This window comes from Hahella sp. HN01 (assembly GCF_018986435.1).
Lineage (GTDB): Bacteria > Pseudomonadota > Gammaproteobacteria > Pseudomonadales > Oleiphilaceae > Hahella.
Map to the genome: position 1 here is coordinate 12,721 of NZ_JAHMIN010000037.1, position 24,411 is coordinate 37,131.

Consider the following 24,411-nt stretch of genomic DNA (forward strand, 5'->3'; position numbering starts at 1 on the left):
ACTGTATAAAATTTACCCGCGGCGTGACTAAGTTATCAAAAGTCATACTCTCGTCTGATTTTAGCCATAATTATGACAAAAAGTAGTCTTTGTCACGTTTTTTACGCCTGTGACGCTTTTTCGCCGGACCTTTGCGCCAGCCAGTCGGCGCTGATCGCCCATACGTTTTGAGGCGCTTTCCCACCGGCAAACACGCCGGCATGGCCGCCGGGAGCGACACAGAACTCCTTGTCTTCCGTGGAAACAATGTCCAGCACCTTATGAGCGGCCTTGATGCTGACCAATTTATCCGCGTCGCCTGCAAACGCCAGAATCGAGCATTTGATAGCGGAGAACTCCGCAGACGTCGCCCCCATCTTCATGCGCCCCTTCGCCATCTGGTTCTGCAGACCCATCTTCACCAGCATCTCTTTGATGGTCTGCCCTGGGTAGTCCACCATATCGTTGAACCACTGGCTCATGGTGGTGTGATTCTTGACGAACTCCCGATCCCACAGGTTCACCAGCAGCTCCAATGAACTGATCAGGCTGCCCATTGGGTTGGTGAGCTTGAACGCCAAGGAGTTCACCCATCCGGGGATATGCAGAAAACGCGCAGGTAAATCCATCAGAGAGAAATTTAATACCCGGGAAATAATATTGGCGGGCCGATAGACCAATGACAGCMCCCTGCCCGCCATACCGCTTTGATGCATGTCCACCGGGCTCGCCACGGTCACCAGATTGCGAATATTAGGATCTTGGCTCGCCGCTGCGTACATAAGCGTCAGCAGCCCGCCCATGCAGTAGGAGAAAAAGGAGACGTCTTCGCGGCCGCTATGCAGACGGATTTGCCGCAACGCATCGGGCATCCACTGCGTTACATAGGTTTCCAGAGACAGGTGAGAATGATCTTCGGTCACTTCACCCCAATCGATCAGATAAACGTCAAAGCCTTTGGCCAAAAAGTAACGGACAATGCTGCGTTGCGGCAAAATATCGAAAATCATCGACGTCGCCGCCAAGGGCGGAACCAGCACCAACGGCGTGTGTTGCTTCACTCTTTCGACAGGGATAGTTTCATCGCCGACCTGAATTTCGTCCTCTTCCAGCGGGAGATAGTGACGCACCGACATAATGCCGTCGCGGTAGATCTCCTCATACGGACTCAGATTCGCAATGAAGAAGTTCTCGGAAAACAGATAGCGCTCAAGGGCGTTAAGAGCGCCCCACATTAGTTTTTCCGACCAGGCTGGGGCTTCCGCCTTTACATCCGCGACCATATTTTAGTGCTCTGTGCTGTTGTTATTGTATTTTCACCCGCTCATTCAGGCGGTTACGCCAACCTGAATGAGCGCAGCATACCTGTTAAGGGCATGGGAAAGTGTAACGCTGATGCGCCTCTTCCAGATCCTGCAACACCTCGTTACTGAGCGTCAGATTAGCGCTGTCGATATTAGAACGCAGCTGATCCATGCTGGTGGCGCCAATAATGTTGCTGGTGACGAAGGGTCGAGAAGTCACGAACGCCAGCGCCATTTGCGCCGGATCCAGCCCATGCTTTTCCGCTACTTCCACGTAAGTTTGCGTCGCCAGTTCGGCTTGCGCTCCCAAGTAGCGACTGAAACGGCTGAATAACGTAATACGCGCATTGGCGGGACGCTGACCGCCCAGATATTTACCACTGAGAATGCCAAAGGCCAGCGGTGAGTACGCCAACAGCCCGATGCTCTCGCGGTGCGCCACTTCCGCCAGTCCGACTTCAAAGGTGCGATTCAATAAATTGTAGGGGTTTTGAATGCTCACCGCTCTGGGCAATCCAAGTGATTCAGCATAGCTGAGATACTTCATCGCCCCCCAGGGCGTCTCGTTGGAGAGTCCGATGTGCCGAACCTTGCCGCTTTTCACCAGCTCCGCCAGCGCTTCAAGGGTTTCAAGAATGGGGACGGCGTCCTCTTCTTCTTTGTGCTCATAACCCAGCTTGCCAAAGAAGTTCGTGTTGCGGTCCGGCCAATGCACCTGATACAGGTCCACGTAGTCGGTTTGCAAACGTTGAAGGCTGGCGTCGATGGCTTCGCTTATATGGGCGACGGTCAATCGCGGCCCGCCGCGCAGATAACTGAATGAGGCGGCGGGACCGGTAACCTTCGTGGCGATAATCAATTTGTTGCGGTCACTGCGTTTTTTCAGCCAGGAACCAAGATAGGCCTCCGTGCGTCCTTGCGTATCCGCCTGAGGCGGCACCGGATACATCTCCGCCGTATCAATGAAGTTAATACCCTGATCTACGGAGTAATTCAGCTGCTCGTGCGCTTCCGCTTCCGTATTCTGTTGCCCCCAGGTCATCGTGCCCAGACAAATGGCGCTGACGTTCAGGTCCGTTTTTCCTAACTGACGGTATTGCATGGCATCCCCTTCTGAGTAATCACATTAGCGGCGAACAGGCCCGCAGCCTGCAAAATATGGCGGTTGACCGCAAACCATAACGGTCGACTACAAAAATGGCAATCGTCACAAATCTGCAATCTCCGATTAGTTTTTCTGTAACTTTGCGGGAGGAAGGTAGTCCTAGCCAAGCCATATTTGTGAGATGCATGATTTTAAAGCACAGCTTGCAGGACATTCAGGGACGAGCCGCTGAAGCGGAACGGGAACGTCCGCGCCCCAAAATAGCCATTGTGACCGAAACTTTCTTCCCCGAAATCAATGGCGTCGCCAATACGCTGCGCTACGTCAGCGAAGGATTATCCCGCCAATACCGGGTGCAGGTGGTGCGCCCCAATCAGCCTCTCGGAGAGAGGCGCGAGCTGATTGACGCCATGGAGCATATTCTGGTGCGCGGCCGTCCGATTCCTGGATACGGTGAGCTGAAGTTCGGCCTGCCCTGCCGCCGGCGCTTATTGAAAGCCTGGCGCCAGGACACGCCAAGCGCCGTTTATGTAGCGACTCAGGGTCCTTTGGGCTGGAGCGCGGTGAGCGCGGCTACCGAGTTGGGCGTGCCGGTGGTCAGCGGCTTTCACACCAACTTCCACAGTTACAGCGCCTTTTACGGATTCGGCTGGTTAACCAAACTCATCACCCGCTACCTGACCTGGTTTCATCACCGCACGCTGCTGACGCTGACGCCGACCCGGCAAACCGCCGAGGCCGTTTCCGAGATGGGAGTGCGCAACACCCGGGTCTGGAGCCGGGGCGTGGATTGCAGTCAGTTCAATCCCTCGCTTCGCTGTCAGCATCTGCGTGAGGAATGGGGAGTGCGCGAGGAAAGCCCTGTATTCATTTATGTGGGGCGCCTCGCCAGCGAGAAAAATATTCATCTCGCGATCGCCGCCTTCCGACGCGCCCAACAACAGGTCAGCAAGGCGCGCATGGTGATGGTGGGCGGCGGCCCTTTGCGGGAACGCATCGCCGCCAAACATCCGGACATCATTCTGGCGGGCGTGAAACGCGGCGACGATCTGGCGCGCCACTACGCCAGCGCAGACATTTTTCTGTTTCCCAGCCTCACCGACACCTTCGGCAATGTCGTCCTGGAGGCGATGGCCAGCGGCCTGGGAATCGTCAGTTTCGACGACGCCGCCGCCCGTGAACACCTGGAGCACGAAGTCAGCGGCATGTTGGCGCCACAACAGGACTGCGACGCGTTCTGCCGTCACGCCCTGACGTTGGCGCTGCGTCCGAGCCATCTCAAGCGCCTTCGCGCCGCGGCGCGCGGTCGCGCACTACCGTTGGATTGGAGTCAGATTGTCGATCGTTTCGCACACATTCTTTTGTCCGGAGAAGCCAAAGGGGAGCAACAACATGAATCAGCCAAGAGCCTCAGAGCTGTTTCGCCGAGCTGACGAGCTTGAGCAAAGCATCTGCCGCACCGCCATCGCCTGGGCCAGACGCCGTCGGCTCGCGCCGTTTTTCCGTACAGTAAGTCGCCTCGGCGACGGAGTGTTCTGGTACGCCCTGATCGGCGTCGTATGCATGATTGAAGGCTGGGAAACCGGGCGCTTCATGATTGTCACCGCCCTCATCTGCACCGCGATCTATAAGCTACTCAAGCTTTGGCTCGTACGTGAACGTCCCTTCATCACCCATAACGACATTACTTGCGACGCCAAAGTGCTGGACAAATACAGCTTCCCCAGCGGCCACACTCTGCACGCGGTATGCTTCACTCTGCTGACTGCGGAAATCAGTCCCGTTCTGGCGTTGTGCGTGCTGCCTTTTACGCTTTGTGTCGCATTATCTCGAGTAGTGCTTGGCCTGCATTATCCCAGCGACGTGCTGGTTGGCGCCGCCATCGGCTTTTCCATTGGGGCCACAGCCTTGTCCATATAGGCCTATAGAGCTAGAGAACAGACTGTACAAAAACAAGCCTAGAGGGCATATGACAAATAATTAACCATCTCTCCTACGGGAACGCGCTGGAATCGGCTTCCGCACGCGTTTATACCATGGACCCTGAGCGAACGATTAAAGTACAATCCCGGCAACGACAAAAAAACGATAGGGATTAACTTTTATTATGCCGCAGGCGACTGCCGACCTATTTTCGTCACCTTGCTTGCAGTTCAAGGGTAGCATGGTTCCCCTAACCACCCTGGAGCTGTTGTATTTCGAACCGGATAAATTCTCCGAAGAATTACGGGAAAAGGTGAAGCAAGCTCCCAACCTGTTTCATAACCTGCCTATCGTCGTTGGACTCGAAAAACTGGCTGAAGCCCACTCTCCTCTCGATTTCTCCTTGATTCAAACGCTTTGCGAACAAGAAGGCATTCGCCTGATCGGGGTGAGGACAGATGCGCCGGAACAGACTTCCGCCGCACAGACTGCCGGGCTGGCGGTGTTTCAACCGTCCCGAGGAACCCGAAACGCAGAGGCGGAAACGCCTGTACAGGAGCCAGCGCCCAGCGCCGCCACTGAGACCGGGCGAGATGAAGCGCAGCCTCAGCGTGTAGCCAATCGCGTCATCACCACGCCCGTCCGCTCAGGGCAACAGGTGTACGCCCCCGGCGGCGATCTGATCGTGTTGGCGCCGGTCAGCGCCGGCGCAGAAATTCTGGCCGACGGCAATATTCACGTCTACGCTCCATTACGTGGACGCGCGCTGGCTGGAGTGCAAGGGAACGCCAGCGCCCGCATATTCTGCCAGAGCCTGGAGGCTGAGCTTGTATCAGTAGCGGGGCAGTATAAAATCAGTGAAGACTTACAGGGCGAGCATTGGAAACAAGCGGCGCAAATATGCCTGGACGGGGAAAAGCTGACAATAAAGGCCATGTAGCGGCTGCAAAACAGGATCGACGGGTTGCTTTGGGAAAGAGCTTTATAATTTTCAACTTACAGAGATTGAGTGGAAAGGGTTACCAAATTGAGCAAAATTATCGTAATTACCTCAGGTAAAGGCGGTGTAGGCAAAACAACCACCAGCGCGTCGATTGCTTCAGGTTTGTCGAAGCTGGGCCATAAAACGGTAGTCATTGATTTTGATGTAGGCCTGCGCAACCTCGATCTGATTCTCAACTGCGAGCGCCGTGTTGTTTATGACTTCGTCAACGTCATCAACAATGAAGCCAGCCTTAATCAGGCGCTTATCAAAGATAAATACACAGAGAACATGAGCATTCTGCCAGCGTCGCAGACCCGCGATAAAGAAGCCCTCTCGAAGGAAGGGGTGGAACGGGTGCTGAACGAGCTGTCCGAAACCTTTGAATACATTATCTGCGACTCCCCGGCGGGCATTGAGCACGGCGCCATGATGGCGTTGTATTACGCCGACGAAGCCGTTGTCGTCACCAACCCGGAAGTATCCTCGGTGCGTGACTCCGACCGTATTCTGGGCATCCTGCACAGCAAATCCCGGCGCGCGGAAATGGGCCTAGATCCGGTGAAAGAGCACCTGTTGCTGACTCGCTACAATCCTGAGCGCGTGCAGAACGGTGAAATGCTGAGCGTACAGGACGTAGAAGAAATTCTGGCGGTGCCGTTGCTGGGCGTTATTCCAGAGTCCAAATCCGTTCTGACCGCCTCCAACCAGGGCGTTCCCGTCATTCACGACCAACAAAGCGACGCAGGCCAAGCCTATGCGGACGCTGTCGCCCGTCTTTTGGGTGAAGATCGCGAGCACCGTTTTCTGGACGTACAGAAAAAAGGCTTCTTCCAGCGCGTGTTTGGAGGTAAGGCATGAGCTTCTGGGATTATTTCCGCAGCAACAAACAGGCGACCGCTTCCGTAGCGAAAGAGCGTCTGCAGATCATCGTTGCCCACGAACGATCCCAGCGCAATCAACCGGATTACCTGCCGCAACTGCAACAGGAAATCCTGGAAGTGATCGGTAAGTACGTCAAAATCAACCGGGAAGATATCCAGGTGCAGATTGACCGCAATGATGACTGCGCCGTACTGGAGCTGAACATCACCCTCCCCGAATGAGTTCTCAGCCCGCGCATCACTCGGCTTGACGCGCGGGCTTGCATCTTACCTTTCGTTTATACGCTTATTTCCTTTATATATCATTTCCATATATATCGTTTCCATATCCCGCACCTCACCCGGCGCCCTGAACTCGATTCAGTCGCCACCTGTAAATGGGCGTTTCTTATCATTTTGACGCTGTCGCAAGTGCTAACATAACAGCCCGAAAACGGCCACCACCGCTCAGGCTTCTTATGGAGAAACAACTATAACAATGCGGCGCTCACACCTGACACACACTTCCCAAAAACATATATTCGTCGGCTTTCTGTTCAGCATCTTTTTATTGTTCACATCGATTTCCACTCAAGCAGAGATCCCAATGGATTCTGAGCGGTGGCGACTTGAGTTCGATAAAGACGGGGTAAAAATCTTCACCATGGATTTTCCCGGGTCCGATTTCAAAGCGTTCAAAGCAGAAACGGTGCTGAATACGCCGTTGCGCTCTATTCTCGCGGTTATGGCTGACCCTACATCCTGTATGAAATGGGTGCATGGCTGCATCGCCTCAGAGGAAGTGGAGCGCGACAACTTCACCAGGCGTTACGCCTATTCCGTGAATGACTTGCCCTGGCCAGTGCGGGATCGGGACTATGTGCTGGAAATCAGCACTCAGCGCGATCCCGCCACTCAGGCAGTGACCATGGATATGTACGCCGTAGACGGTAAAGTGCCGGAAAAAGATAAGTATGTGCGCGTGCATCAACAAGAGACGCACTACCTGTTTCAACCACAGGGGGAATCGCAGACGCGCATGACCTGGCTGCAGCATACCGAACCCGCTGGAGCCATCCCCAGTTGGCTGGTGAACTCGCTGATTGTCGATATCCCCTACAAGTCCATGCGCGCGCTGGAGAAGCTGGCCAATAGCGATCCCTATCGCAATGCCCGCGTGCGCTACGATGACGCAGGGAATGTCGTCGCCGTGGAAACCAAAGCCGAGCAATAACCTTATTCGTTCAGGCTTTCTTTCAACACTTTCAGCATGTCGTAGGTGGTGATGATTCCCACCACCTTTTTATCGCGCATGACGAAAATCCGGTGCAGGTGCTCTTTCATCATCAGCTCCGCCACTTCCGACAAGGGCGTGCTTTCAGTGACATACAGCAGGATGGGAGACATGATGTCGCCCACCTCCACCGGCACTTTCACCATTTCCTCAAAAATGAACTGACGCAGACGGCGAGCTTCTTTTTGCTCCTCCGGCGTCATTTGAGCGTCGTAATTAGTGTCGACATGGTTGAGATGGAAATCCGCGATGTCGGACAACGTGGCGATGCCGACCACTTCATTGCGGTCATTCACCACAGGACTGCCGGAAATGCCATTCTGGGCCAGAAACGCGCCGAACTTTTGCATCGTCCAGCTGGCGGGTACGGATTTAATGTGGGGCGTCATGATGTCGCTTGCGACCAGAGTCATCGTCCAAAATCCTCTTCAGGTCGGCGGAATTATTATCGTTGCGCGAAACATTCTACTCTTCCCCCATAGCCATGCCTAGTTCACAACACTTGAAGAGTGCTTCAATGCTAGAATAACGACGTCTATCGTTTAACGATGTAGTACTAAGCAGGTAAACGTCTCAGTGAAACACCCAACCCGGCGCAGCCGCGCTATTGATGAGCAAGAAAAGGCCGCGCGCCGACTCAGCATACTGGAAGCCGCTCGCGCGCTTTACTTACTGCAGCCCACACAGCTGCCGTCAGTAATCAGCATCGCCCAGCAGGCTGGCCTGGCCAAAGGAACCGTGTACCTTTACTTCAAAACCAAAGAAGAAATCTTTCTCGATCTGCTTGGCGCGTTATACCAGCAGCTACTGCAAGAACTGGCGGAGGTCGCTGAGGACAGAGAGAAATCTAACGAAGACCTGATCGGCGGACTGATCGATCAAACGACCCAGTTTGTTCAGGAGCACCCTCATTTTATGCCGCTGGCCTCCATGACCAGCTCCATTCTAGAACGCAATGTGGAAGCAGAGCGCGTCGCCGACTTTAAAGCGGAATTGATGGGACGCATCCAAATACTGGCCGTCGGCTTACGGCGTCATTTACCCCAACTTACCGAAACCCAGTGTCTCAACCTGCTGCTTCACACCAATGCATTGCTGTTGGGACTGTGGCAGATGCAAAGCGTTCCCGCTCAGGTGAAAGAAGTCTTAACGCAACGCAACCTGGACGCACTGGTTCCAGCATTTGAGCCCGCGTTGAGAGAATCCATGACCTTGCTATGGCGCGGAGTCCTGCAACCAGCCTAATCCGTTTTTTATTATTCCAAATACTTCCAAAATTACATGCGTAGGTTATTATGCAAGTGAGGGACGTTAAATGACTGCTCGGTTACCGCAGAGAAACCAAGTCCTTTAACGTCGAACAATAACCAGACATCAATGGCAGGGAGTGGGTTGTTGATTCAAACCTACATATTCCTCACACATCCTCGCATTCGACCATCAGGCGCGACCTGCGCCAACCACTCCCAGACACGTTGCTGCTCATCAACCGGCAAAGGAAATAAAGCATGGCGCGATCCCGTTCGCAATTGAAGACCTATGTGCTTGACACCAACGTCCTTATCCACGATCCAAACGCCATTCTCAACTTCGAAGAACACCAAGTCGTTATTCCCATTACTGTGCTGGAGGAGTTAGACCGTCTGAAGACCGGCAAATCATCCATTGCCGCTGACTGCCGCCAGGCGATTCGCCTGATCGATAAATTACTGGGGGACGCCACGCCTAAGGAAATAGAGAAAGGCGTCCCTATCGTACGCGTAGCCAAAGGCCAGCCTCTGGGAACCATTTCCATCCTGATGGACCTGGAAGGCACTCACCAGGTGCAGTTGCCTGAAACGCTGAACGACAACAAGATTATCAACGCCCTGGTGACGCTCCAGAGCAAGCATAAATCCCGCCCCACCATTCTGGTGAGCAAAGACATCAACATGCGCCTGAAGGCGAGAGCCTGCGGCGTGGAGGCGGAGGACTATCACACCGACCAGTTGATCGACGATATTGATCTGCTGCCCAAAGGCTACCAGGAGTTCAACCACAGCTTCTGGGATAACATCAACAAAGTAGAGACGCTACAGAAAGACGGACTCACCGAGCACGTTATTCCGCGCCTGCCGGAGTTGAAGGATCTGAATCGCAATGATTTCATCATTGACGAGCAAGGGTTCGTGGGACGCGTTTCCGAGTTCCGCGACGATCACATGGTGGTGCGCGACCTGTCTCGCGATAAACTGCTGCAGCAGGAAGCCTGGGGATTAACGCCTCGCGATATCTATCAGGCGGTAGCGCTGCAACTGTTGCTGGACCCGGATATTCATCTGGTCAATCTGACCGGCGCCGCCGGCTCGGGCAAGACCATTCTGGCACTGGCCGCAGCAATCGAAATGACGGTAGCGAGCAAGCGCTACAAACGCATTATCGTCACCCGCAGCACCCAGGGGCTCGACGAGGATATCGGCTTTCTGCCCGGCACCGAGGCGGAAAAAATGGAGCCCTGGCTGGGCGCCATTACGGATAACCTGGAGGCGCTGCATCACGATGATGAAAACATGTCCGCCAGCGTGGAGTATATCCTGCAGAAAGTGCCGATACAGTTCAAATCACTGAACTACATCCGCGGCCGCAGCTTCCAGCACAGTCTGATCGTTATCGACGAGTGCCAGAACCTCACGCCGCATCAAGTAAAAACCATCATCACCCGAGCCGGCAACGGCAGTAAGGTGGTCTGCCTTGGCAACCTTGCGCAGATCGACACCCCTTACTTGAATGCGCCCAGCTCAGGTTTGACGTATATGACCGAACGCTTCCGCGGCTTTAAGCACGGCGCGCATGTTCATCTGCGCGGCGTGCCCAGATCCGCTCTGGCGGAGTTTGCGGAAGCCAACTTATGACCTCTTGATTTTGCCCATCAGATAGGAGGCGGCCGGATTCACTTGTATCCGGCCCGCCATAGCGGTGCGTCCGAGCAACATACGAAAGCGCATGCTGTCGCGATTGGTAAGCGTCATCTCCACGGGCCAGGCATGGCTGCCCACCTGAAGCAGAGTGCTGATCACAAAACGCATTTCCCGATGGCCGCCGGAATCCGACACCATTCGCTGATCAATGACCGCTGCGTCGCACTCAATCACTTTCTCACTATCCCCCTGAACCGGGTGAATAGCGAAGCGTACACGGGTTCCCGTCGGCGATTCATAAGACTCCAATTCAAACGCATGCAACGCGGAAGTTCTCGCTCCGGTATCCACCTTCGCCTTGATTCTTGAGATGCCCAACTCCGGCAGCGCCAACCACTCCCGCCAGCCGACCACCAACTGCTCCTGCTTGCTCTGAGGAGCGTTTTTCACCGCCTCTTCAAGCTTGTTCACTGCGCCTTCAGTCATTCTCACATCCACTCAACATGCTTCACAGCCACTCCACTATTATTACGCGCCAGGAATTTTTCTTTCGAGGCGTCCATTCATAAACTTTATGCGTAAATAAAATAACCCGAGATACGCAAATCGCAAACAAATAATCCCTGAAGGAGACCACATGCCGCGAACCCTGCACTGGTTCCGCAACGACCTGCGCACCCGCGACAACCCGGCATTATACGCCGCCGCACAACGCGCCAAAGAACAAAACTCTGAGCTGATCGCCTGCTTCATGATGAGCCCTGAACAATGGCGCGACCATGACATGGCGGATATCAAACTGGACTTCATGCTACGCAACCTCAAAGCGCTGCAAGCTGAGCTGTCCGACTTGAGCATTCCTCTGTTTATTCTAGACGCTTCCCGCTTTGATGAGGCGCCGGACAAACTTATTTCCTTTATGCAACAGCATCAATGCGGCGCATTAACCTTTAATGAAGAGTTCGGCGTCAATGAGAGGCGCAGAGACAAAGCCGTCAAGTCGGCATTGAACGCGGAAGGATTGGAAGCCCTCAAGTTTCGTGATCAAAGCATTCTTCCCGCAGGCTCCATCCGCACCGGCCAGGGAACTCCCTACGCCGTTTTCACCCCCTATAAACGCGCCTGGTTTTCACAATGCCCGGAGCATATTGAACTGTGGCCGACGCCAGAGAAGCAGCCATCGTCAACGCTCTCAACCAAAGACGACATACCTGAATCCGTCTTAGGCTTTGACAAAGTTTCCTCAAAAGCTTACGCCGCTGGTGAAGACGCAGCCCTGCAGAAGCTGGACGACTTTCTGGAGCAAAAGGTTGACCGTTATCATGAGCGACGGGACTTTCCCGCCATTGACGGCGTCAGCCAGCTGTCACCCTACCTCGCCCTGGGGGTGCTCTCCGGTCGGCAATGCTTTCACGCCGCGCAGCGGCATCGCCATGCATCGCCAAATGCAGGCGAAGGCGTAGACACCTGGATAAATGAGTTGATCTGGCGGGATTTCTACATTCATATTCTGTATGACTTTCCCCGCATCAGCATGACGAAAGCGTTCAAAGAGGAAACGGAAAACCTGCAATGGCGACATTCTGAAAAAGACTTTCTGGCATGGTGCGAAGGGAAAACGGGAATCCCCATCGTCGACGCCGCCATGCGGCAGTTGAATCAAACGGGCTGGATGCACAATCGGCTGCGCATGATCTGCGCCATGTTTCTAAGCAAAAACCTGCTGCTGGATTGGCGCCAGGGCGAGCGCTATTTTATGCGCAAATTGATAGACGGGCACCTCGCAGCTAATAACGGAGGCTGGCAATGGAGCGCCTCCACCGGCGTCGACGCTGCGCCCTACTTCCGCATGTTCAATCCGGTAGCGCAAAGTGAAAGGTTCGATCCAAACGGAGACTTTATTCGTCACTATGTGCCCGAGCTGGCCGAGCTTTCGACCAAACTCATCCACCAGCCCCCGGCGGACGCCAGGAGCCGGTTGGGTTACCCTGCTCCGATTGTGGATTTGAAAGCTAGCCGCGAACGGGCGCTGCAGGCGTTTCGGGAGCTTAAAGACTCGGCCTCACCCGCACACAGCGCATGATGGGTCTTTACGCACCTTAAATTCGCGCCACTGCATGGTTTTTCCGTCGAACAACAACAGTCTGCCGGCGCAGACGTCGCCAAATCCGCTAAGGATTTTTACTGCTTCCAGCGCCTGCAGACTACCTATGACGCCCACCAAAGGCGCAATGACTCCCGCCTCGGAGCAAGTCAGCTGCTGCTCGGACAACATGCCGTAAAGACAGTGATAACAGGGAGCATCGTCTCTGCGTGGATCAAACACCGCCAGTTGTCCTTCGGAACGAATCGCCGCTCCTGACACCAGAGGCTTGCCGTGGCGTACGCAAGCCTCGTTAACCGCTGACCGGGTAGTGAAGTTATCAGTACAATCCAGCACGACATCCACATCCGCAATCGCTGCGGACAATGACTCATCCTGCAGAGGCTGAGTAATGGTCTCTACTCTGACATCCGGATTGATATCAGCAAGCGCGCGTCGCACGGACTCAGCCTTGTTGACGCCAACGTCCTGCTCTCTATGAGCGATCTGGCGCTGCAAGTTGGACAGATCCACCGCATCGAAATCCGCAAGCACCATGCGTCCGCAACCGGCTGCGCCCAGATACATCGCGGCGGGACATCCAAGGCCGCCCAACCCGATAACCAGCGCGGAGCTGTTTCGCAACGCTTCCTGACCCGCGATATCGAAATCCGGCATCATGATTTGCCGGTTGTAGCGCATCAGCAGCGTATCGTTCATTTCATCCCGCATTGCATCCTCCATACCTTGGCCCGCCAGCGCTATACAGGCAAGCGCCCCAGGGTGATTCGGTCATGTCCCGCCAAGTCTTGGTGAGTTCGCACGCCAACGTAACCGGCATCGGAAAAAATTTCGCGCACCGCAACGCCTTGATCGTAGCCATGCTCCACCGCCAGCAAACCGCCCGCCAGCAAGTGTCGCTCGCCGCCAGCGGCGATCACGCGTATATCCGCCAATCCATGATCTGCAGCCACCAGCGCGGAGGCAGGTTCAAAGCGCACATCCCCTTGCTTCAGGTGGACATCCAGAACATCAATGTAGGGAGGGTTACTGACAATGGCATGGAACTGCTCGTCCTCTATTGCCTCGTACCAATTGGAACGCAGGCATTGTACGTTCGCCAGCCCAAGCGACTGAACATTGGCCGTCGCCAATTCAACCGCATCCTGACTCAAATCCACCGCGGTCAAACGCCAGTCAGGACGTTCATGAGCCAGCGCGCAAGCAATAGCGCCGGTCCCAGTTCCCAAATCCAACAGCTTGGCTCCGTCGGGCAAGGCTTCTTCGAGGACTAGCTCAACCAGCAGTTCGGTTTCTGGTCGTGGGATCAACGTGGCGGGACTGACTTGAAACTCCAGCGACCAAAACTCCCGCGTCCCAATCAGGTGAGCCACCGGTCGGCCTGTTTCACGCTCGGCGATAAGCCGCTGATATGCCTGCAAGGCAGGTTCATCCAACAGACTGTCGTTATGACTGATCAGATATGTTCGACCTTTCCCCAATACATGAGCAAGCAGCACCTCCGCGTCCAGCTTGGGACTGTCTGTCTCAAGCCGGCTTTTCGCCCAGGCCAGGGCTTCATCTATGCGCATAAGTCCGGTCCCGGTTTATCGCTTATTCGCTGATGCTGGCCAGCATCTCCGCCTGATACTCTTGCAGCAGAGGCTGGATTACCGGATCAAGATCGCCCTGCACCACTTCCTCCAGTTTGTACAAAGTCAGGTTGATGCGGTGATCTGTGATACGCCCTTGCGGATAATTATAGGTGCGGATACGTTCGGAGCGGTCGCCGCTGCCCACCAGAGATTTACGCGTCTGCGCCTGTTCCTTCGCTTGTTTTTCCTGCGCAGAGGAAAGCAGCTTGGCTTTCAGCAGCGACATGGCTTTAGCGCGGTTTTTGTGCTGAGAACGCTCGTCCTGACATTCCACAACAATGCCCGACGGCAAGTGAGTGATACGAATGGCGGAGTCGGTTTTGTTAACGTGCTGACCACCCGCCCCGGAGGCGCGGTAAGTATCTACACGCAAATCTGCGGGATTAATGTCGACGTCGCCCACTTCTTCAACTTCTGGAAGAATCGCCACCGTACAGGCCGAGGTGTGAATGCGGCCTTGGGATTCAGTCTCTGGAACTCGCTGCACGCGATGAGCGCCGGATTCGAACTTCAGCAAGCTGAAGACATTATCGCCGGCAACGCGACTGATCACTTCTTTATAGCCGCCATGTTCGCCAGGACTTTCGCTGACGATCTCCACTTTCCACTTTTTCAGTTCGGCGTAGCGGGAATACATACGGAACAGATCGCCTGCGAAAATAGCCGCCTCATCGCCGCCGGTGCCTGCGCGAATTTCAAGAAACACGTTGGAGCCATCACGCGGGTCGCGGGGCAACAACAGAATCTGCAGATCTTTCTCTAACTGCTCGCTGGACTCTTCCGCCGCAGCCAGTTCTTCTTTCGCCATTTCCCGCATGTCCGCATCGCTGTCGTTAAGCAACAGCTTGGACTCTTCAATGGCGTTTAACGCGTTCTGGTATTCCTGATAGCACTGCACCACCGGCTCCAGCTCCGCGTACTCTTTCGACAATTCTTTAAACTTTTCCTGGACGCTGATGATGTCCGGGTCGGAGAGCAACGCCCCTACTTCCTCATAACGATCTTTTAAAAGATCGAGCTTTAACTTAATCGATTCTTTCATAAACCAATAACCATAGTGAAATTACGCAGTCGACCGAAACGGGGATAGAGGTTGGCCGGATTCCGGCCTCAACGGACGCTAATCGTTCTTAACTTTTTCATCCGGAAGCTGAAACAGATCCCGCAACCAGCCAGTCACTTCCTGACGCCCTTCCGCAGAAGCGCGACGAACCTGAACGGTAGGATGGTGTATCAGCTTATTGGTGAGTCCATGAGCCAGCATGCGCAGGACGGATTCGGGGTCGTCCCCCCGGTTAAGCAGTCTGATGGCTTTCTGCAGCTCTCCGTCGCGGACGCCTTCCGCCTGATCGCGAAAGCGCCGCAAAACCGACACCGAATCAAGAGCGCGCAGATGATACATGAAATCCGCAGCGCCTGCCGCAATCAAACGCTCGGCTTCTTCAGCGGCGCCTTCTCGCGACTTCATGTTGTCTTCGATGACTTGACGCAGATCGTCGACGGTATAGAGGTATACATCGGCGAGTTCGCTGACTTCTTCTTCTATATCTCTGGGAACCGCGATATCCACCATAAACATGGGTTTATGCTTGCGCCGCTTGAGCGCCTTCTCCACCGCTCCCTTGCCAAGAATAGGCAGCGGACTGGCGGTGGAAGCAATAACGATATCCGCACGGTGCAGATATTCCGGGATGTCGGAGAGACCTATAGCGCTGCCGTGAAATTCGGCGGCCAGATCTCTGGCCCGGGAGAGCGTACGATTGGCGACAATCAGTGAACGCACCCCAGCGCGATACAAATGACGCGCCACCAGCTCGATTGTCTCGCCTGCGCCAATCAACAGAGCGGTATTTTGCCCCATATTAGAAAAAATATGCGACGCCATACTCACCGCAGCATAGGCAACGGAGACAGGGTTTTCGCCGATCGCGGTTTCAGTCCGCACCCGCTTCGCCACAGCGAAAGCATGCTGAAACAGGCGATCCAAAGGGCCGCCCAACGAACCAGCGGCCCTGCCGGAAGCATGCGCCTCCTTCATTTGCCCAAGAATCTGAGGCTCGCCCAACACCATAGAATCAATGCCGCTGGCGACGCGCATCATATGCTGCGCAGCATCTTCATCATTATATATATTGCAGCAGGCTTTCAGTTCGGTGAGGCTGACTTGATGGTACTGCCCAAGCCACTCTATCAGGCTTATCTCATCCGGCTCTCCCGGCGTGGAGCAGTACAACTCCGTGCGATTGCACGTAGAAAGGATAGTGACTTCGTCGATATCAGGGCGGCAGCGCAGGTGCGCCAATGCATCAGCCATCTTTTCCGGGCCGAACGCCACCTTCTCCCGGATCGCAACCGGGGCGGTTTTATGATTAATACTTATAACAAAAAGCGCCATAACAACCAGGACATCTCCCAAGCCGGCGACCATTTTAACGCGCTGACCGCTGCGCACAATGACTTATCTTAAAAAATATACCGAAATCACGGCGACGAAGTTTTAATCTAAAACAAATTATAGGCGGCCAATCCTGAATTTTCCGCTTCCGCCACTCTTCCTTAGCCCCGTTGAAAACCATTGCAAAATAAACTGCAAAGAGAAGGGTTTACCTCTCACCAATAAAGGCTTCGAGCGGTTAACAAGCTTTAATGAATAGAGCTATGCTAAGTAGGAGGTATATGCTAGCTTGTCAGCAAACCTCTCGATAAAACGTCATAAGACCGGTAATAAGATAGTATCAATGAAATATTTGCATCGAGCGCTGCTCAGCGCGGTGGTTTGTGTTGTTTTCCCCGGTTGCAGTCAGATCGCCGGCCTGCAAAAAACACAAGAAGTGACGGACCCCGTCACACAACGCCCCATCCCGGTGCTCCAAGCCTACGATGACTCCGAGCTTGCCCCCGCCCCGGATGAACAATCTCCCTATCCGCAACAATTCAGCCGCTCCACACTGTTGGACTTGCTTACCGCCGAAGTCGCGGGGCAGCGCGGCCAAGTTGACATGTTGTTGCAGAACTATTTGAAAGTCGCCCGCGAGACTCGCGACATCGGCGTTATACGCCGGGCGCTCAATGCCGCGCAGTATATAAAGGATGACGCGGCCATGACCGAAATGACGCTGCTGTGGACCGAAGTGGAGCCGGAGAACGTAGACGCTCACCAATTGGCCGCCTTCCAGCTCATTAAGCAAAAGCAGTATCCAGAAGCGCTGTCTCACATGGAGCAGGTGCTGGAGCTTGAAGGACCGACAACGTTCGACCGCCTCGCTGTCCACGCCAAAAACCTGACCGACGAAGAGAAGAAAGAGCTGCTCAATCTGTACAAAAAGATCCTGGAGCGTCACCCGGAGAACGGCGAACTAATGTATGGCTACGCCGTGCTGCAGGAAATCAATGGCATGGAAGAAGCCGCTCTCGCCAGCACAGATCCGCTGCTGAAGACCTCACCAGACAACCCTGCGGTGATTGCCTTACGCGCTCGCCTGCTGAAAAGCGTCAAAGGCGTTGATGTCTCCCTCACCTATTTGAAAAAGCAGTACGCCAAGCATCCCGATGAAGTTCAAGTAGGCGCCCTGTACGCTCGCACACAAATTGAAGCGCACAATTTCGACGCCGCTCAGTCTATATATAAGGAGCTGATGAATCGCTTCCCGAATACGCCGCACCTCAAGCTCTCTTATGCGCTGGTCTCCCTTGAAAACCAACATACACAGGAAGCCCGCAAGCATTTAGAAGATCTGGTCAAGCAAGGGCAGCATCTCAATGAAGCTCATTTTTATCTGGCGCGCATCGCCGACCAGGAAGACAGAGTCGAAGACGCTATCCAGCATTACCAGAATGTGACCCGTGGCGGCCATTACTTCAACGCCCTTGCGCGCTCCGCCTATCTCCTGATCCGATCAGGCCGCCAAAGCGAAGCGGAAGCCGCATTCACCGAAGCCCGGGAAAATTTGCCCTCCCAGGCCAGCCAGCTATGGGAACTGCAAATCAACCTTATGCTGGAGTTGGACGACCTCGACGCCGCGTTGAAACTTTCAGACCAGGCCGTAGAAGAATACCCTGAAGACCTGCAGCTGCTTTACGCCAGAGCCATGCTGAAAGACCGCATGGGATTGCTGGAAGGTATGGAAGACGATCTGCGCCACATCATTGCGCTTGATCCCGATAACGCCGTCGCACTGAACGCTCTGGGCTATACCCTTGCCGACCGCACTGACCGCACCCAAGAGGCGTACAATCTGATCAACAAGGCGCTGGAGTTGGACCCAGGCAATCCCGCCATACTTGATAGCATGGGTTGGGTGCTGTTCCGTTTAGGTAAATCTGGCGAAGCTGTCGGCTTCCTCCAGGAAGCCTACTCCAAGTTTCCCGACCCCGAGGTCGCCTCTCATTTAGGCGAAGTACTCTGGTCTCTCGGCAAACAGGACGATGCCAAAAATATTTGGCGTGAAGCGCTGAACACAAAACCCGATCACCGGCTTCTGAATGAAACCCTGAAACGTCTGAACGTAGACCTTTAACTCCCTCATAACTCATTTTCGGGCGGGAGCATCAATCCCGCCCGAAAATCAATTCAGACAAGCCATCCATATAAACGGACGCGATAGATGTCAAAAACATTTTCTGGCGGACGCCTTTTCGCCGCACTGCTTACAACACTGGTCGCTTTAAGCGGATGCCAGCTGACGCCCCCCAAAGAAACCACCCTGAATGCGCCAGGCGACTGGTCACAACGCAAAAGCGCCCTGCTGGCGTTCGACCACTGGCGACTACAAGGCAAACTGAGCGTGCGTAGAGGAGACCGCCTGGATAGCGCCCTCATCAACGAATGGAACCAACAGGGCGATCACTTCGCCATTCACGTTTCTTCTTCTTTATTAGGGTTAGGCGCAACACAAATAGAAGGCTCCCCCAAAGGCATTCGCCTTTCACAGCCCGATAACGAGCCATTATTCTCCGAACGTCCACAACAACTACTGGAGCGCGCCCTTGGATGGTCAATTCCAATTGAATCACTCCCCTACTGGGTGCGCGGCGTGCCTGACGCGAACGAGGCCAACAAACTGACATTCAGCGTTGATGGCGAACTGGTCAGCATTGAGCAGAATGGCTGGCTGATTGAATATGGCCGCTTCACCCAGGTCGGCGACCTCTCGCTACCGGAGAAAATCACGCTTACCAGCGAAGACGCCCGCGTCAAAATGGCCATAACAGAGTGGCGCCCCTGAGCGCCACCACCCCAACTCAGTAACCACCCGTTCTAACCTGCTCACACTTCCTATGCACAACGAAACACTGACACTAAGCTCTCCAGCGAAACTGAATCTTTTTCTACACATCACAGGCAGACGCCCTGATGGCTACCACGAACTGCAGACTCTGTTTCAATTACTGGATTACGGCGACAGCCTGAGCTTCACTCCCAGAGATGATCAAAGCATAACGCTGGAGCCAAATCTCCCCGGCGTGCCGGAAGCAGACAACCTCATCATCAAAGCCGCCCATCTACTAAAAGAGCATGTGGCGGCCGCAAGCCCAAATAAGGTTAAGCAAATTAGCGGAGTCTCCATCTATATAGACAAGAAGCTGCCAATGGGCGGCGGCATCGGCGGCGGCAGCTCCAACGCTGCGACGACATTGTTAGCGCTAAATAAATTGTGGAATACAGATCTCGATACTGAAACTCTGGCCGAACTGGGATTAAAACTCGGGGCGGACGTACCCGTATTCGTTCGTGGCGCGACAGCTTTCGCCGAAGGTGTGGGAGACATTCTCCACCCCGTCGACACTCAGGAAAAATGGTATTTAGTCATCCACCCAAACCTCCATATCTCTACCGCTAAAATTTTTTCAGATAAGTGGTTGACAAGAGACACACCAAAAAGCACAATAGCGCCCGCTCTTGAGGGAGATCTCGAAAACCTCCGAAACGACTGTGAAACAGTAGTTTGCAGGATGTACCCAGAGATTCGCGAGGCGATAAATTGGCTAGATCAATTTTCGCCAGCTAGATTAACCGGAACAGGGGCCTGCATCTTTGCAAGCTTCTCCGAAAAAAAGCGAGCGGAATATGTTCTCTCCCAAATGCCGACAAAATATCACGGCTTTGTCGCCAAGAGCATTAATGAGTCGCCAGTTCAGTCAGAACTCAAAAAATGGCGTCATCATTAAAACTGATAGCAGAAATGCGACTCCACTGGGGTGTAGCCAAGCGGTAAGGCAGCGGGTTTTGATCCCGTCATGCGTAGGTTCGAATCCTACCACCCCAGCCAACTTCCAAACCCACTCCTTTAAAAATTCATTATTTGCCTAGACGCTATTATGAAGGTACGTCCCGTGTCCAAGTTAATGGTTTTTACCGGCCAAGCAAACCCCGAACTAGCCAAGAACGTCGTTGATACGCTCCATATCCCTATGGGCGCCGCAGCCGTCACCCGCTTCAGCGATGGCGAAGTATCGGTGGAGATCAATGAAAACGTGCGCGGTCGGGACGTTTTCATTATTCAGCCTACTTGTGCGCCCACCAATGATAATTTGATGGAGCTGGTGGTTATGGCTGATGCGCTCAGAAGAGCTTCGGCAGGTAGAATCACCGCAGTAATTCCTTATTACGGTTATGCTCGTCAGGATCGCAGACCCCGATCTTCCCGTGTCCCTATCAGCGCAAAAGTCGTTGCGGACATACTTACCGGCGTCGGCATCAATCGCGTACTGACTGTGGATCTTCACGCAGACCAGATCCAGGGCTTCTTCCACATTCCAGTGGACAACGCCTACGCCACTCCGGTCATGCTTGACGATATCGAGCGTCGCAATTTTGAAAACTTCGTTGTCGTTTCCCCAGATGTTGGCGGCGTTGTGCGCGCCCGCGCATTCGCCAAGCGACTGGACGACGCAGATCTGGCGATCATAGACAAACGTCGCCCACGCGCCAACGAAGCTCAGGTCATGCACATTATCGGCGAAGTGCAAGATAAAGTTTGCATCCTGGTCGACGACATCGTGGACACAGCAGGAACCCTTTGCAAAGCCGCCAACGCTCTAAAAGAGCACGGCGCCAGCAAAGTTATCGCTTACATCACTCACCCTGTACTCTCCGGTCCGGCTATCGAAAACATCGAAAACTCCGTACTGGACGAGCTTGTGGTCACCGACACAATTCCATTGAGTGACAAAGCCCAGAAATGTGATAAAATCCGCCAGCTTTCTTTGGCGGGCCTATTGGCCGAATCGATTCGTCGCGTTTGCAACGAAGAGTCGATCAGCGCCATGTTCGGATAATTGTCCCGCCATATATCGGGATAAAGCGACAAAGCTTCCTTCATGGAAGCTTTGTTTGTTTAAGACACCGGCAATTTCAACCGGTAACCACAATGCCTTTCAGGTCTGGTCGCGGACCTGCCGGGTTTAAAACTGAGGAAATAATCATGAGTAATGAATTTAGCTTAAACGCTGAAAAGCGTGACGTTCAGGGGAAAGGTGCGAGCCGCCGCCTACGTCGCATTGACGGCAAAGTTCCTGGAATCATCTACGGCGGCGAAACCGCTCCTGTAGCTATTTCCGTCAGCCACAACCAGCTGAGCCACGCCCTGCAGAATGAAGCGTTCTACTCTCACATTCTGACCCTGGACGTTGAAGGAACTAGTGAGTCCGTCATCCTGAAAGATCTGCAGCGCCACCCATACAAGCCGATCATCATGCACGCTGACTTCCTGCGCGTACAAAAAGATCAGAAACTGCACGTAAATGTTCCTCTGCACTTCATCAACGAAGACAAGTGCGAAGGCGTACGTCAAGGCGGCGGCAGCATTTCTCACCAGCAAACAGAAGTCGAAGTAGTATGTTTGCCTGCCAACCTGCCTGAGTTCATCGAAGTTGACATGACTTCCGTACAGGTTGAGCAAATCCTGCACCTTTCCGACCTGAAACTGCCTGAAGGCGTTGAGCTGGCTGAGCTGGTAAAAGGCGCAGACCACGACCTGCCTGTTGTTTCAGTACACAAGCCGAAAGGCGCCAAGGCTGACGAAGCTGAAGGCGAAGCTGAGGCTGAATAAGGCTCCATGTCGAAGCCTGTTCGCGCCATTGTCGGGCTGGGAAATCCCGGCCCCGACTATGCCCAGACCCGGCATAACGCCGGGGCTCTCTGGTTAGAGCATCTAGCCAGAAAGAAAGGCCAATTCTTAAGACCGGACAAAAAACTTCACGGCGACTATTGCAAAATATCCATCGCTGGCGAAGACATCCACCTGCTTTTTCCCACCACGTTCATGAACCGCAGCGGTCAATCCGTTCTGAGCCTCAGCCAGTTCTACAAAATCGAACTGGAAAATATACTGGTGGCGCACGATGAACTGGACATTGACGCCGGAACGCTTCGCCTCAAATTTGGCGGCGGACACGGGGGACACAACGGTCTGCGCGATATCATTCGCTGTTTTGGAGGGAATAAAGAATTCCCCCGTATGCGACTGGGTATCGGCCATCCCGGAGATAAAAGCAAAGTGACAGGCCATGTCCTTGGCAGAATCAACAAAGAAGATATGGACAAGCTGGAATCTGCGTTTTATCAACTAGACTCCCACCTGGAGGCAATCGTTTCCGGCCAGTGGGACACTGCGATGAACCGCCTGCACAGCTTTCGCGCCTGACGCATTTCCTTCCCTGCCAACTGGCTCACGCCTCTCCGAATGCGTATAATTTGCGCCCACTAACGCGCCTAAAGCGCACCGGTTTCAAGATTACCACCCGCAGCCCTCAAAATTTGAGCCTGCGGTTTAGTTTTCCGCCCTCCACACCAGACAGCAAATTTGTTGCATTGTCTGCCCAGGCTGGGCCGCCGAGACTTTATAGAGACCTAATTACTTAAATTTCCGAGCTTTGAGGACATATCATGGGATTTAATTGCGGCATAGTCGGACTCCCTAACGTAGGCAAATCAACTCTATTCAACGCACTCACCCAAGCGGGCATCGACGCCGAAAACTTCCCTTTTTGCACCATTGAGCCCAACTCAGGCATCGTCGCCATGCCCGACCCTCGTTTGCAAAAGCTGGCGGAAATCGTCAAGCCGCAGAAAGTCATCCCCACCACCATGGAATTTGTCGATATCGCAGGCTTAGTGGCCGGAGCCTCCAAGGGCGAAGGCTTGGGCAACCAGTTCCTGGCGAACATCAGACAGACTGACGCTATTGCACACGTAGTGCGCTGCTTTGCTGATGAAAATGTGGTTCACGTGGCGAATAAAGTCGATCCAGCCGCCGATATTGACGTCATCAATACAGAGCTGGCTCTCGCCGACCTGGACACAGTAGAAAAAGGCATCAAGCGGATCTCGCGCATCGCCAAAGGCGGAGACAAATTCGCCAAACAGCAAATTGAGGTGATGGAAAAATTACTGCCACACCTAAACGAAGCCAAGCCTGTACGCGCCTTGAATCTCAGCGCGGATGAAATGCTGGCGATCAGAGAGCTTTGCCTGCTTACCGTAAAGCCAACCATGTACATAGCCAACGTTGCCGAAGACGGCTTCGAGAACAACCCTCACCTTGACGTGGTGCGAGCCATCGCCGAAAAAGAAGGCGCTATCGTCGTTCCCATCTGCAACAAGCTGGAATCCGAAATCGCAGAACTGGAAGACGAAGAGAAAACCGAATTCCTGGCCGACCTGGGCATGGAAGAACCCGGGCTCGATCGCGTCATTCGGGCCGGCTACAAACTGCTGGGCCTGCAGACTTATTTTACCGCTGGCGTAAAAGAAGTCCGCGCATGGACCGTTAAGATCGGCGCAACGGCTCCTCAGGCAGCAGGCGTCATCCACTCCGATTTCGAGCGCGGATTCATTCGGGCGGAAATCGTCAGCTATGACGACTTCACCTCCTTCAATGGAGAACAAGGAGCCAAAGAAGCTGGCAAATGGCGCCTGGAAGGCAAGGATTACATCGTTCAAGACGGCGACGTAATTCATTTCAGATTTAACGTATAAACTGATGATTTTTAGGGTTGACAAGCCCACCAAAAAACAACAGAATACGCGCCTCAAATGAGACGGCAAGGTAGCTCAGTTGGTTAGAGCACAGCACTCATAATGCTGGGGTCGGCGGTTCAAATCCGCCCCTTGCTACCAAGTTTCGAAAGCCCGCTTTTAAAGCGGGCTTTTTTGTTTCTACCCCCTATTTCCTGCACCGCCACCCCGCACCCAACGACCAAAACGCATAAAAATAAAGCACATCCACTTTCAGTGTGTACTTTTGTTAATAAAATCAACAAAATAACAAAAAAAATTCTCGGCATACCGTGGATTTTTCGGATAGACGGACTATCCTTAATGGG

The 24,411-nt window shown here is 53.9% G+C and carries 24 protein-coding genes and 2 tRNA genes; 18 read left to right on the forward strand and 8 right to left on the reverse strand.

Annotated elements, in window-relative coordinates; genetic code table 11:
- Positions 1-101: 101 nt before the first annotated feature.
- Together KP814_RS26355 and KP814_RS26360 are read right to left on the reverse strand one after the other, a co-directional pair.
- On the reverse strand, positions 102-1,262 hold the full coding sequence (locus tag KP814_RS26355; RefSeq protein WP_216739588.1) for an alpha/beta fold hydrolase: 1,161 nt from the start codon (positions 1,260-1,262) through the stop codon (positions 102-104).
- Positions 1,263-1,347: 85 nt separating this feature from the next.
- Entirely contained in the window at positions 1,348-2,385 is a 1,038-nt protein-coding gene (locus KP814_RS26360) for an NADP(H)-dependent aldo-keto reductase (RefSeq protein ID WP_216739589.1), read from the reverse strand.
- A gap of 188 nt (positions 2,386-2,573) precedes the next feature.
- On the opposite strand from KP814_RS26360, the gene KP814_RS26365 reads away from it, so the two are divergent.
- From KP814_RS26365 to KP814_RS26390, 6 genes are all read left to right on the forward strand, one after another.
- Entirely contained in the window at positions 2,574-3,821 is a 1,248-nt protein-coding gene (locus KP814_RS26365; protein ID WP_216739590.1) for a glycosyltransferase family 1 protein, read from the forward strand.
- Entirely contained in the window at positions 3,781-4,308 is a 528-nt protein-coding gene (locus tag KP814_RS26370) for a phosphatase PAP2 family protein (RefSeq protein ID WP_216739591.1), read from the forward strand. Before KP814_RS26365 ends, KP814_RS26370 begins: the two co-directional genes overlap by 41 nt.
- 187 nt (positions 4,309-4,495) lie before the next feature.
- Positions 4,496-5,251 carry a septum site-determining protein MinC gene (minC, locus tag KP814_RS26375; protein ID WP_216739592.1) on the forward strand — a complete coding sequence of 252 codons (756 nt, stop codon included), beginning with the start codon at positions 4,496-4,498 and terminating at the stop codon, positions 5,249-5,251.
- Between the two features lie 87 nt (positions 5,252-5,338).
- Positions 5,339-6,154, forward strand: coding sequence for a septum site-determining protein MinD (minD, locus tag KP814_RS26380; RefSeq protein ID WP_127972798.1), 816 nt, complete (start codon positions 5,339-5,341; stop codon positions 6,152-6,154).
- Entirely contained in the window at positions 6,151-6,399 is a 249-nt protein-coding gene (minE, locus tag KP814_RS26385) for a cell division topological specificity factor MinE (protein ID WP_011395660.1), read from the forward strand. Before minD ends, minE begins: the two co-directional genes overlap by 4 nt.
- 364 nt (positions 6,400-6,763) lie before the next feature.
- Entirely contained in the window at positions 6,764-7,390 is a 627-nt protein-coding gene (locus KP814_RS26390) for an START domain-containing protein (RefSeq protein ID WP_216739593.1), read from the forward strand.
- A 2-nt stretch (positions 7,391-7,392) separates the two neighbouring features.
- Here KP814_RS26390 and KP814_RS26395 read toward each other — a convergent pair whose 3' ends face one another.
- Positions 7,393-7,863: an HPP family protein gene (locus KP814_RS26395; protein ID WP_216739594.1), complete on the reverse strand. Its 471-nt coding sequence runs from the start codon at positions 7,861-7,863 to the stop codon at positions 7,393-7,395.
- A 163-nt stretch (positions 7,864-8,026) separates the two neighbouring features.
- Between KP814_RS26395 and KP814_RS26400 the strand changes: the two genes are divergently transcribed.
- Positions 8,027-8,695 (forward strand): TetR family transcriptional regulator, encoded by a 669-nt coding sequence (locus KP814_RS26400; protein WP_216739595.1) that lies wholly within the window; start codon positions 8,027-8,029, stop codon positions 8,693-8,695.
- A 263-nt stretch (positions 8,696-8,958) separates the two neighbouring features.
- Complete coding sequence (locus KP814_RS26405; RefSeq protein WP_216739596.1) at positions 8,959-10,341, forward strand: PhoH family protein; 1,383 nt, start codon at positions 8,959-8,961, stop codon at positions 10,339-10,341.
- Here the strand turns inward: KP814_RS26405 and KP814_RS26410 are convergent.
- Positions 10,336-10,833, reverse strand: coding sequence for a RimK/LysX family protein (locus tag KP814_RS26410; RefSeq protein ID WP_216739597.1), 498 nt, complete (start codon positions 10,831-10,833; stop codon positions 10,336-10,338). The two genes, KP814_RS26405 and KP814_RS26410, sit on opposite strands and share 6 nt — an antisense overlap.
- A gap of 151 nt (positions 10,834-10,984) precedes the next feature.
- On the opposite strand from KP814_RS26410, the gene phrB reads away from it, so the two are divergent.
- On the forward strand, positions 10,985-12,430 hold the full coding sequence (gene phrB / locus KP814_RS26415) for a deoxyribodipyrimidine photo-lyase (RefSeq protein ID WP_216739598.1): 1,446 nt from the start codon (positions 10,985-10,987) through the stop codon (positions 12,428-12,430).
- Here the strand turns inward: phrB and KP814_RS26420 are convergent.
- The 4 genes from KP814_RS26420 to hemA form a co-directional block, all read right to left on the reverse strand.
- Complete coding sequence (locus KP814_RS26420) at positions 12,410-13,162, reverse strand: molybdopterin-synthase adenylyltransferase MoeB (protein ID WP_216739599.1); 753 nt, start codon at positions 13,160-13,162, stop codon at positions 12,410-12,412. The genes phrB and KP814_RS26420 overlap by 21 nt on opposite strands.
- Positions 13,163-13,191: 29 nt before the next feature.
- Complete coding sequence (gene prmC, locus KP814_RS26425) at positions 13,192-14,022, reverse strand: peptide chain release factor N(5)-glutamine methyltransferase (RefSeq protein ID WP_216739600.1); 831 nt, start codon at positions 14,020-14,022, stop codon at positions 13,192-13,194.
- A gap of 22 nt (positions 14,023-14,044) precedes the next feature.
- Complete coding sequence (prfA, locus tag KP814_RS26430; RefSeq protein WP_216739601.1) at positions 14,045-15,127, reverse strand: peptide chain release factor 1; 1,083 nt, start codon at positions 15,125-15,127, stop codon at positions 14,045-14,047.
- A gap of 78 nt (positions 15,128-15,205) precedes the next feature.
- Positions 15,206-16,480, reverse strand: a complete 1,275-nt coding sequence (hemA, locus tag KP814_RS26435; protein WP_216739602.1) for a glutamyl-tRNA reductase — start codon at positions 16,478-16,480, stop codon at positions 15,206-15,208.
- A gap of 343 nt (positions 16,481-16,823) precedes the next feature.
- Here hemA and KP814_RS26440 point away from each other — a divergent pair, with 343 nt between their 5' ends.
- The 9 genes from KP814_RS26440 (at position 16,824) to KP814_RS26480 (ending at position 24,205) form a co-directional block, all read left to right on the forward strand.
- Positions 16,824-18,602 (forward strand): tetratricopeptide repeat protein, encoded by a 1,779-nt coding sequence (locus KP814_RS26440; protein WP_216739603.1) that lies wholly within the window; start codon positions 16,824-16,826, stop codon positions 18,600-18,602.
- Positions 18,603-18,689: 87 nt separating this feature from the next.
- Positions 18,690-19,310 carry a lipoprotein insertase outer membrane protein LolB gene (gene lolB, locus KP814_RS26445; RefSeq protein ID WP_216739604.1) on the forward strand — a complete coding sequence of 207 codons (621 nt, stop codon included), beginning with the start codon at positions 18,690-18,692 and terminating at the stop codon, positions 19,308-19,310.
- Between the two features lie 52 nt (positions 19,311-19,362).
- The gene (ispE, locus tag KP814_RS26450; RefSeq protein WP_216739605.1) at positions 19,363-20,253 is read left to right on the forward strand and encodes a 4-(cytidine 5'-diphospho)-2-C-methyl-D-erythritol kinase; all 891 of its coding nucleotides are present in this window, start codon (positions 19,363-19,365) and stop codon (positions 20,251-20,253) included.
- Positions 20,254-20,279: 26 nt separating this feature from the next.
- Positions 20,280-20,354 (forward strand) — tRNA-Gln (locus KP814_RS26455).
- Between the two features lie 64 nt (positions 20,355-20,418).
- A complete protein-coding gene (locus KP814_RS26460; protein WP_011395645.1) occupies positions 20,419-21,363 on the forward strand; it encodes a ribose-phosphate diphosphokinase in 945 nt (314 codons plus the stop codon).
- Positions 21,364-21,509: 146 nt separating this feature from the next.
- Positions 21,510-22,136: a 50S ribosomal protein L25/general stress protein Ctc gene (locus KP814_RS26465; RefSeq protein WP_216739606.1), complete on the forward strand. Its 627-nt coding sequence runs from the start codon at positions 21,510-21,512 to the stop codon at positions 22,134-22,136.
- Positions 22,137-22,142: 6 nt separating this feature from the next.
- Positions 22,143-22,730, forward strand: a complete 588-nt coding sequence (pth, locus tag KP814_RS26470) for an aminoacyl-tRNA hydrolase (protein WP_216739607.1) — start codon at positions 22,143-22,145, stop codon at positions 22,728-22,730.
- A gap of 242 nt (positions 22,731-22,972) precedes the next feature.
- Entirely contained in the window at positions 22,973-24,064 is a 1,092-nt protein-coding gene (ychF, locus tag KP814_RS26475) for a redox-regulated ATPase YchF (RefSeq protein WP_216739608.1), read from the forward strand.
- A gap of 64 nt (positions 24,065-24,128) precedes the next feature.
- Positions 24,129-24,205: transfer RNA gene (locus KP814_RS26480), tRNA-Met, on the forward strand.
- Positions 24,206-24,411 lie beyond the last annotated feature (206 nt).

Coding starts and splice junctions, on each gene's coding strand:
- KP814_RS26390 (WP_216739593.1), top strand. CDS start 6,764: ATGGATTCTGAGCGGTGGCGACTTGAGTTCGATAAAGACGGGGTAAAA.
- minC (WP_216739592.1), top strand. CDS start 4,496: ATGCCGCAGGCGACTGCCGACCTATTTTCGTCACCTTGCTTGCAGTTC.
- prfA (WP_216739601.1), bottom strand. CDS start 15,127: ATGAAAGAATCGATTAAGTTAAAGCTCGATCTTTTAAAAGATCGTTAT.
- KP814_RS26365 (WP_216739590.1), top strand. CDS start 2,574: ATGATTTTAAAGCACAGCTTGCAGGACATTCAGGGACGAGCCGCTGAA.
- KP814_RS26440 (WP_216739603.1), top strand. CDS start 16,824: ATGAAATATTTGCATCGAGCGCTGCTCAGCGCGGTGGTTTGTGTTGTT.
- KP814_RS26405 (WP_216739596.1), top strand. CDS start 8,959: ATGGCGCGATCCCGTTCGCAATTGAAGACCTATGTGCTTGACACCAAC.
- pth (WP_216739607.1), top strand. CDS start 22,143: ATGTCGAAGCCTGTTCGCGCCATTGTCGGGCTGGGAAATCCCGGCCCC.
- KP814_RS26465 (WP_216739606.1), top strand. CDS start 21,510: ATGAGTAATGAATTTAGCTTAAACGCTGAAAAGCGTGACGTTCAGGGG.
- prmC (WP_216739600.1), bottom strand. CDS start 14,022: ATGCGCATAGATGAAGCCCTGGCCTGGGCGAAAAGCCGGCTTGAGACA.
- KP814_RS26420 (WP_216739599.1), bottom strand. CDS start 13,162: ATGCGGGATGAAATGAACGATACGCTGCTGATGCGCTACAACCGGCAA.
- lolB (WP_216739604.1), top strand. CDS start 18,690: ATGTCAAAAACATTTTCTGGCGGACGCCTTTTCGCCGCACTGCTTACA.
- KP814_RS26410 (WP_216739597.1), bottom strand. CDS start 10,833: ATGACTGAAGGCGCAGTGAACAAGCTTGAAGAGGCGGTGAAAAACGCT.
- hemA (WP_216739602.1), bottom strand. CDS start 16,480: ATGGCGCTTTTTGTTATAAGTATTAATCATAAAACCGCCCCGGTTGCG.
- KP814_RS26370 (WP_216739591.1), top strand. CDS start 3,781: ATGAATCAGCCAAGAGCCTCAGAGCTGTTTCGCCGAGCTGACGAGCTT.
- ispE (WP_216739605.1), top strand. CDS start 19,363: ATGCACAACGAAACACTGACACTAAGCTCTCCAGCGAAACTGAATCTT.
- minE (WP_011395660.1), top strand. CDS start 6,151: ATGAGCTTCTGGGATTATTTCCGCAGCAACAAACAGGCGACCGCTTCC.
- KP814_RS26395 (WP_216739594.1), bottom strand. CDS start 7,863: ATGACTCTGGTCGCAAGCGACATCATGACGCCCCACATTAAATCCGTA.
- KP814_RS26360 (WP_216739589.1), bottom strand. CDS start 2,385: ATGCAATACCGTCAGTTAGGAAAAACGGACCTGAACGTCAGCGCCATT.
- phrB (WP_216739598.1), top strand. CDS start 10,985: ATGCCGCGAACCCTGCACTGGTTCCGCAACGACCTGCGCACCCGCGAC.
- ychF (WP_216739608.1), top strand. CDS start 22,973: ATGGGATTTAATTGCGGCATAGTCGGACTCCCTAACGTAGGCAAATCA.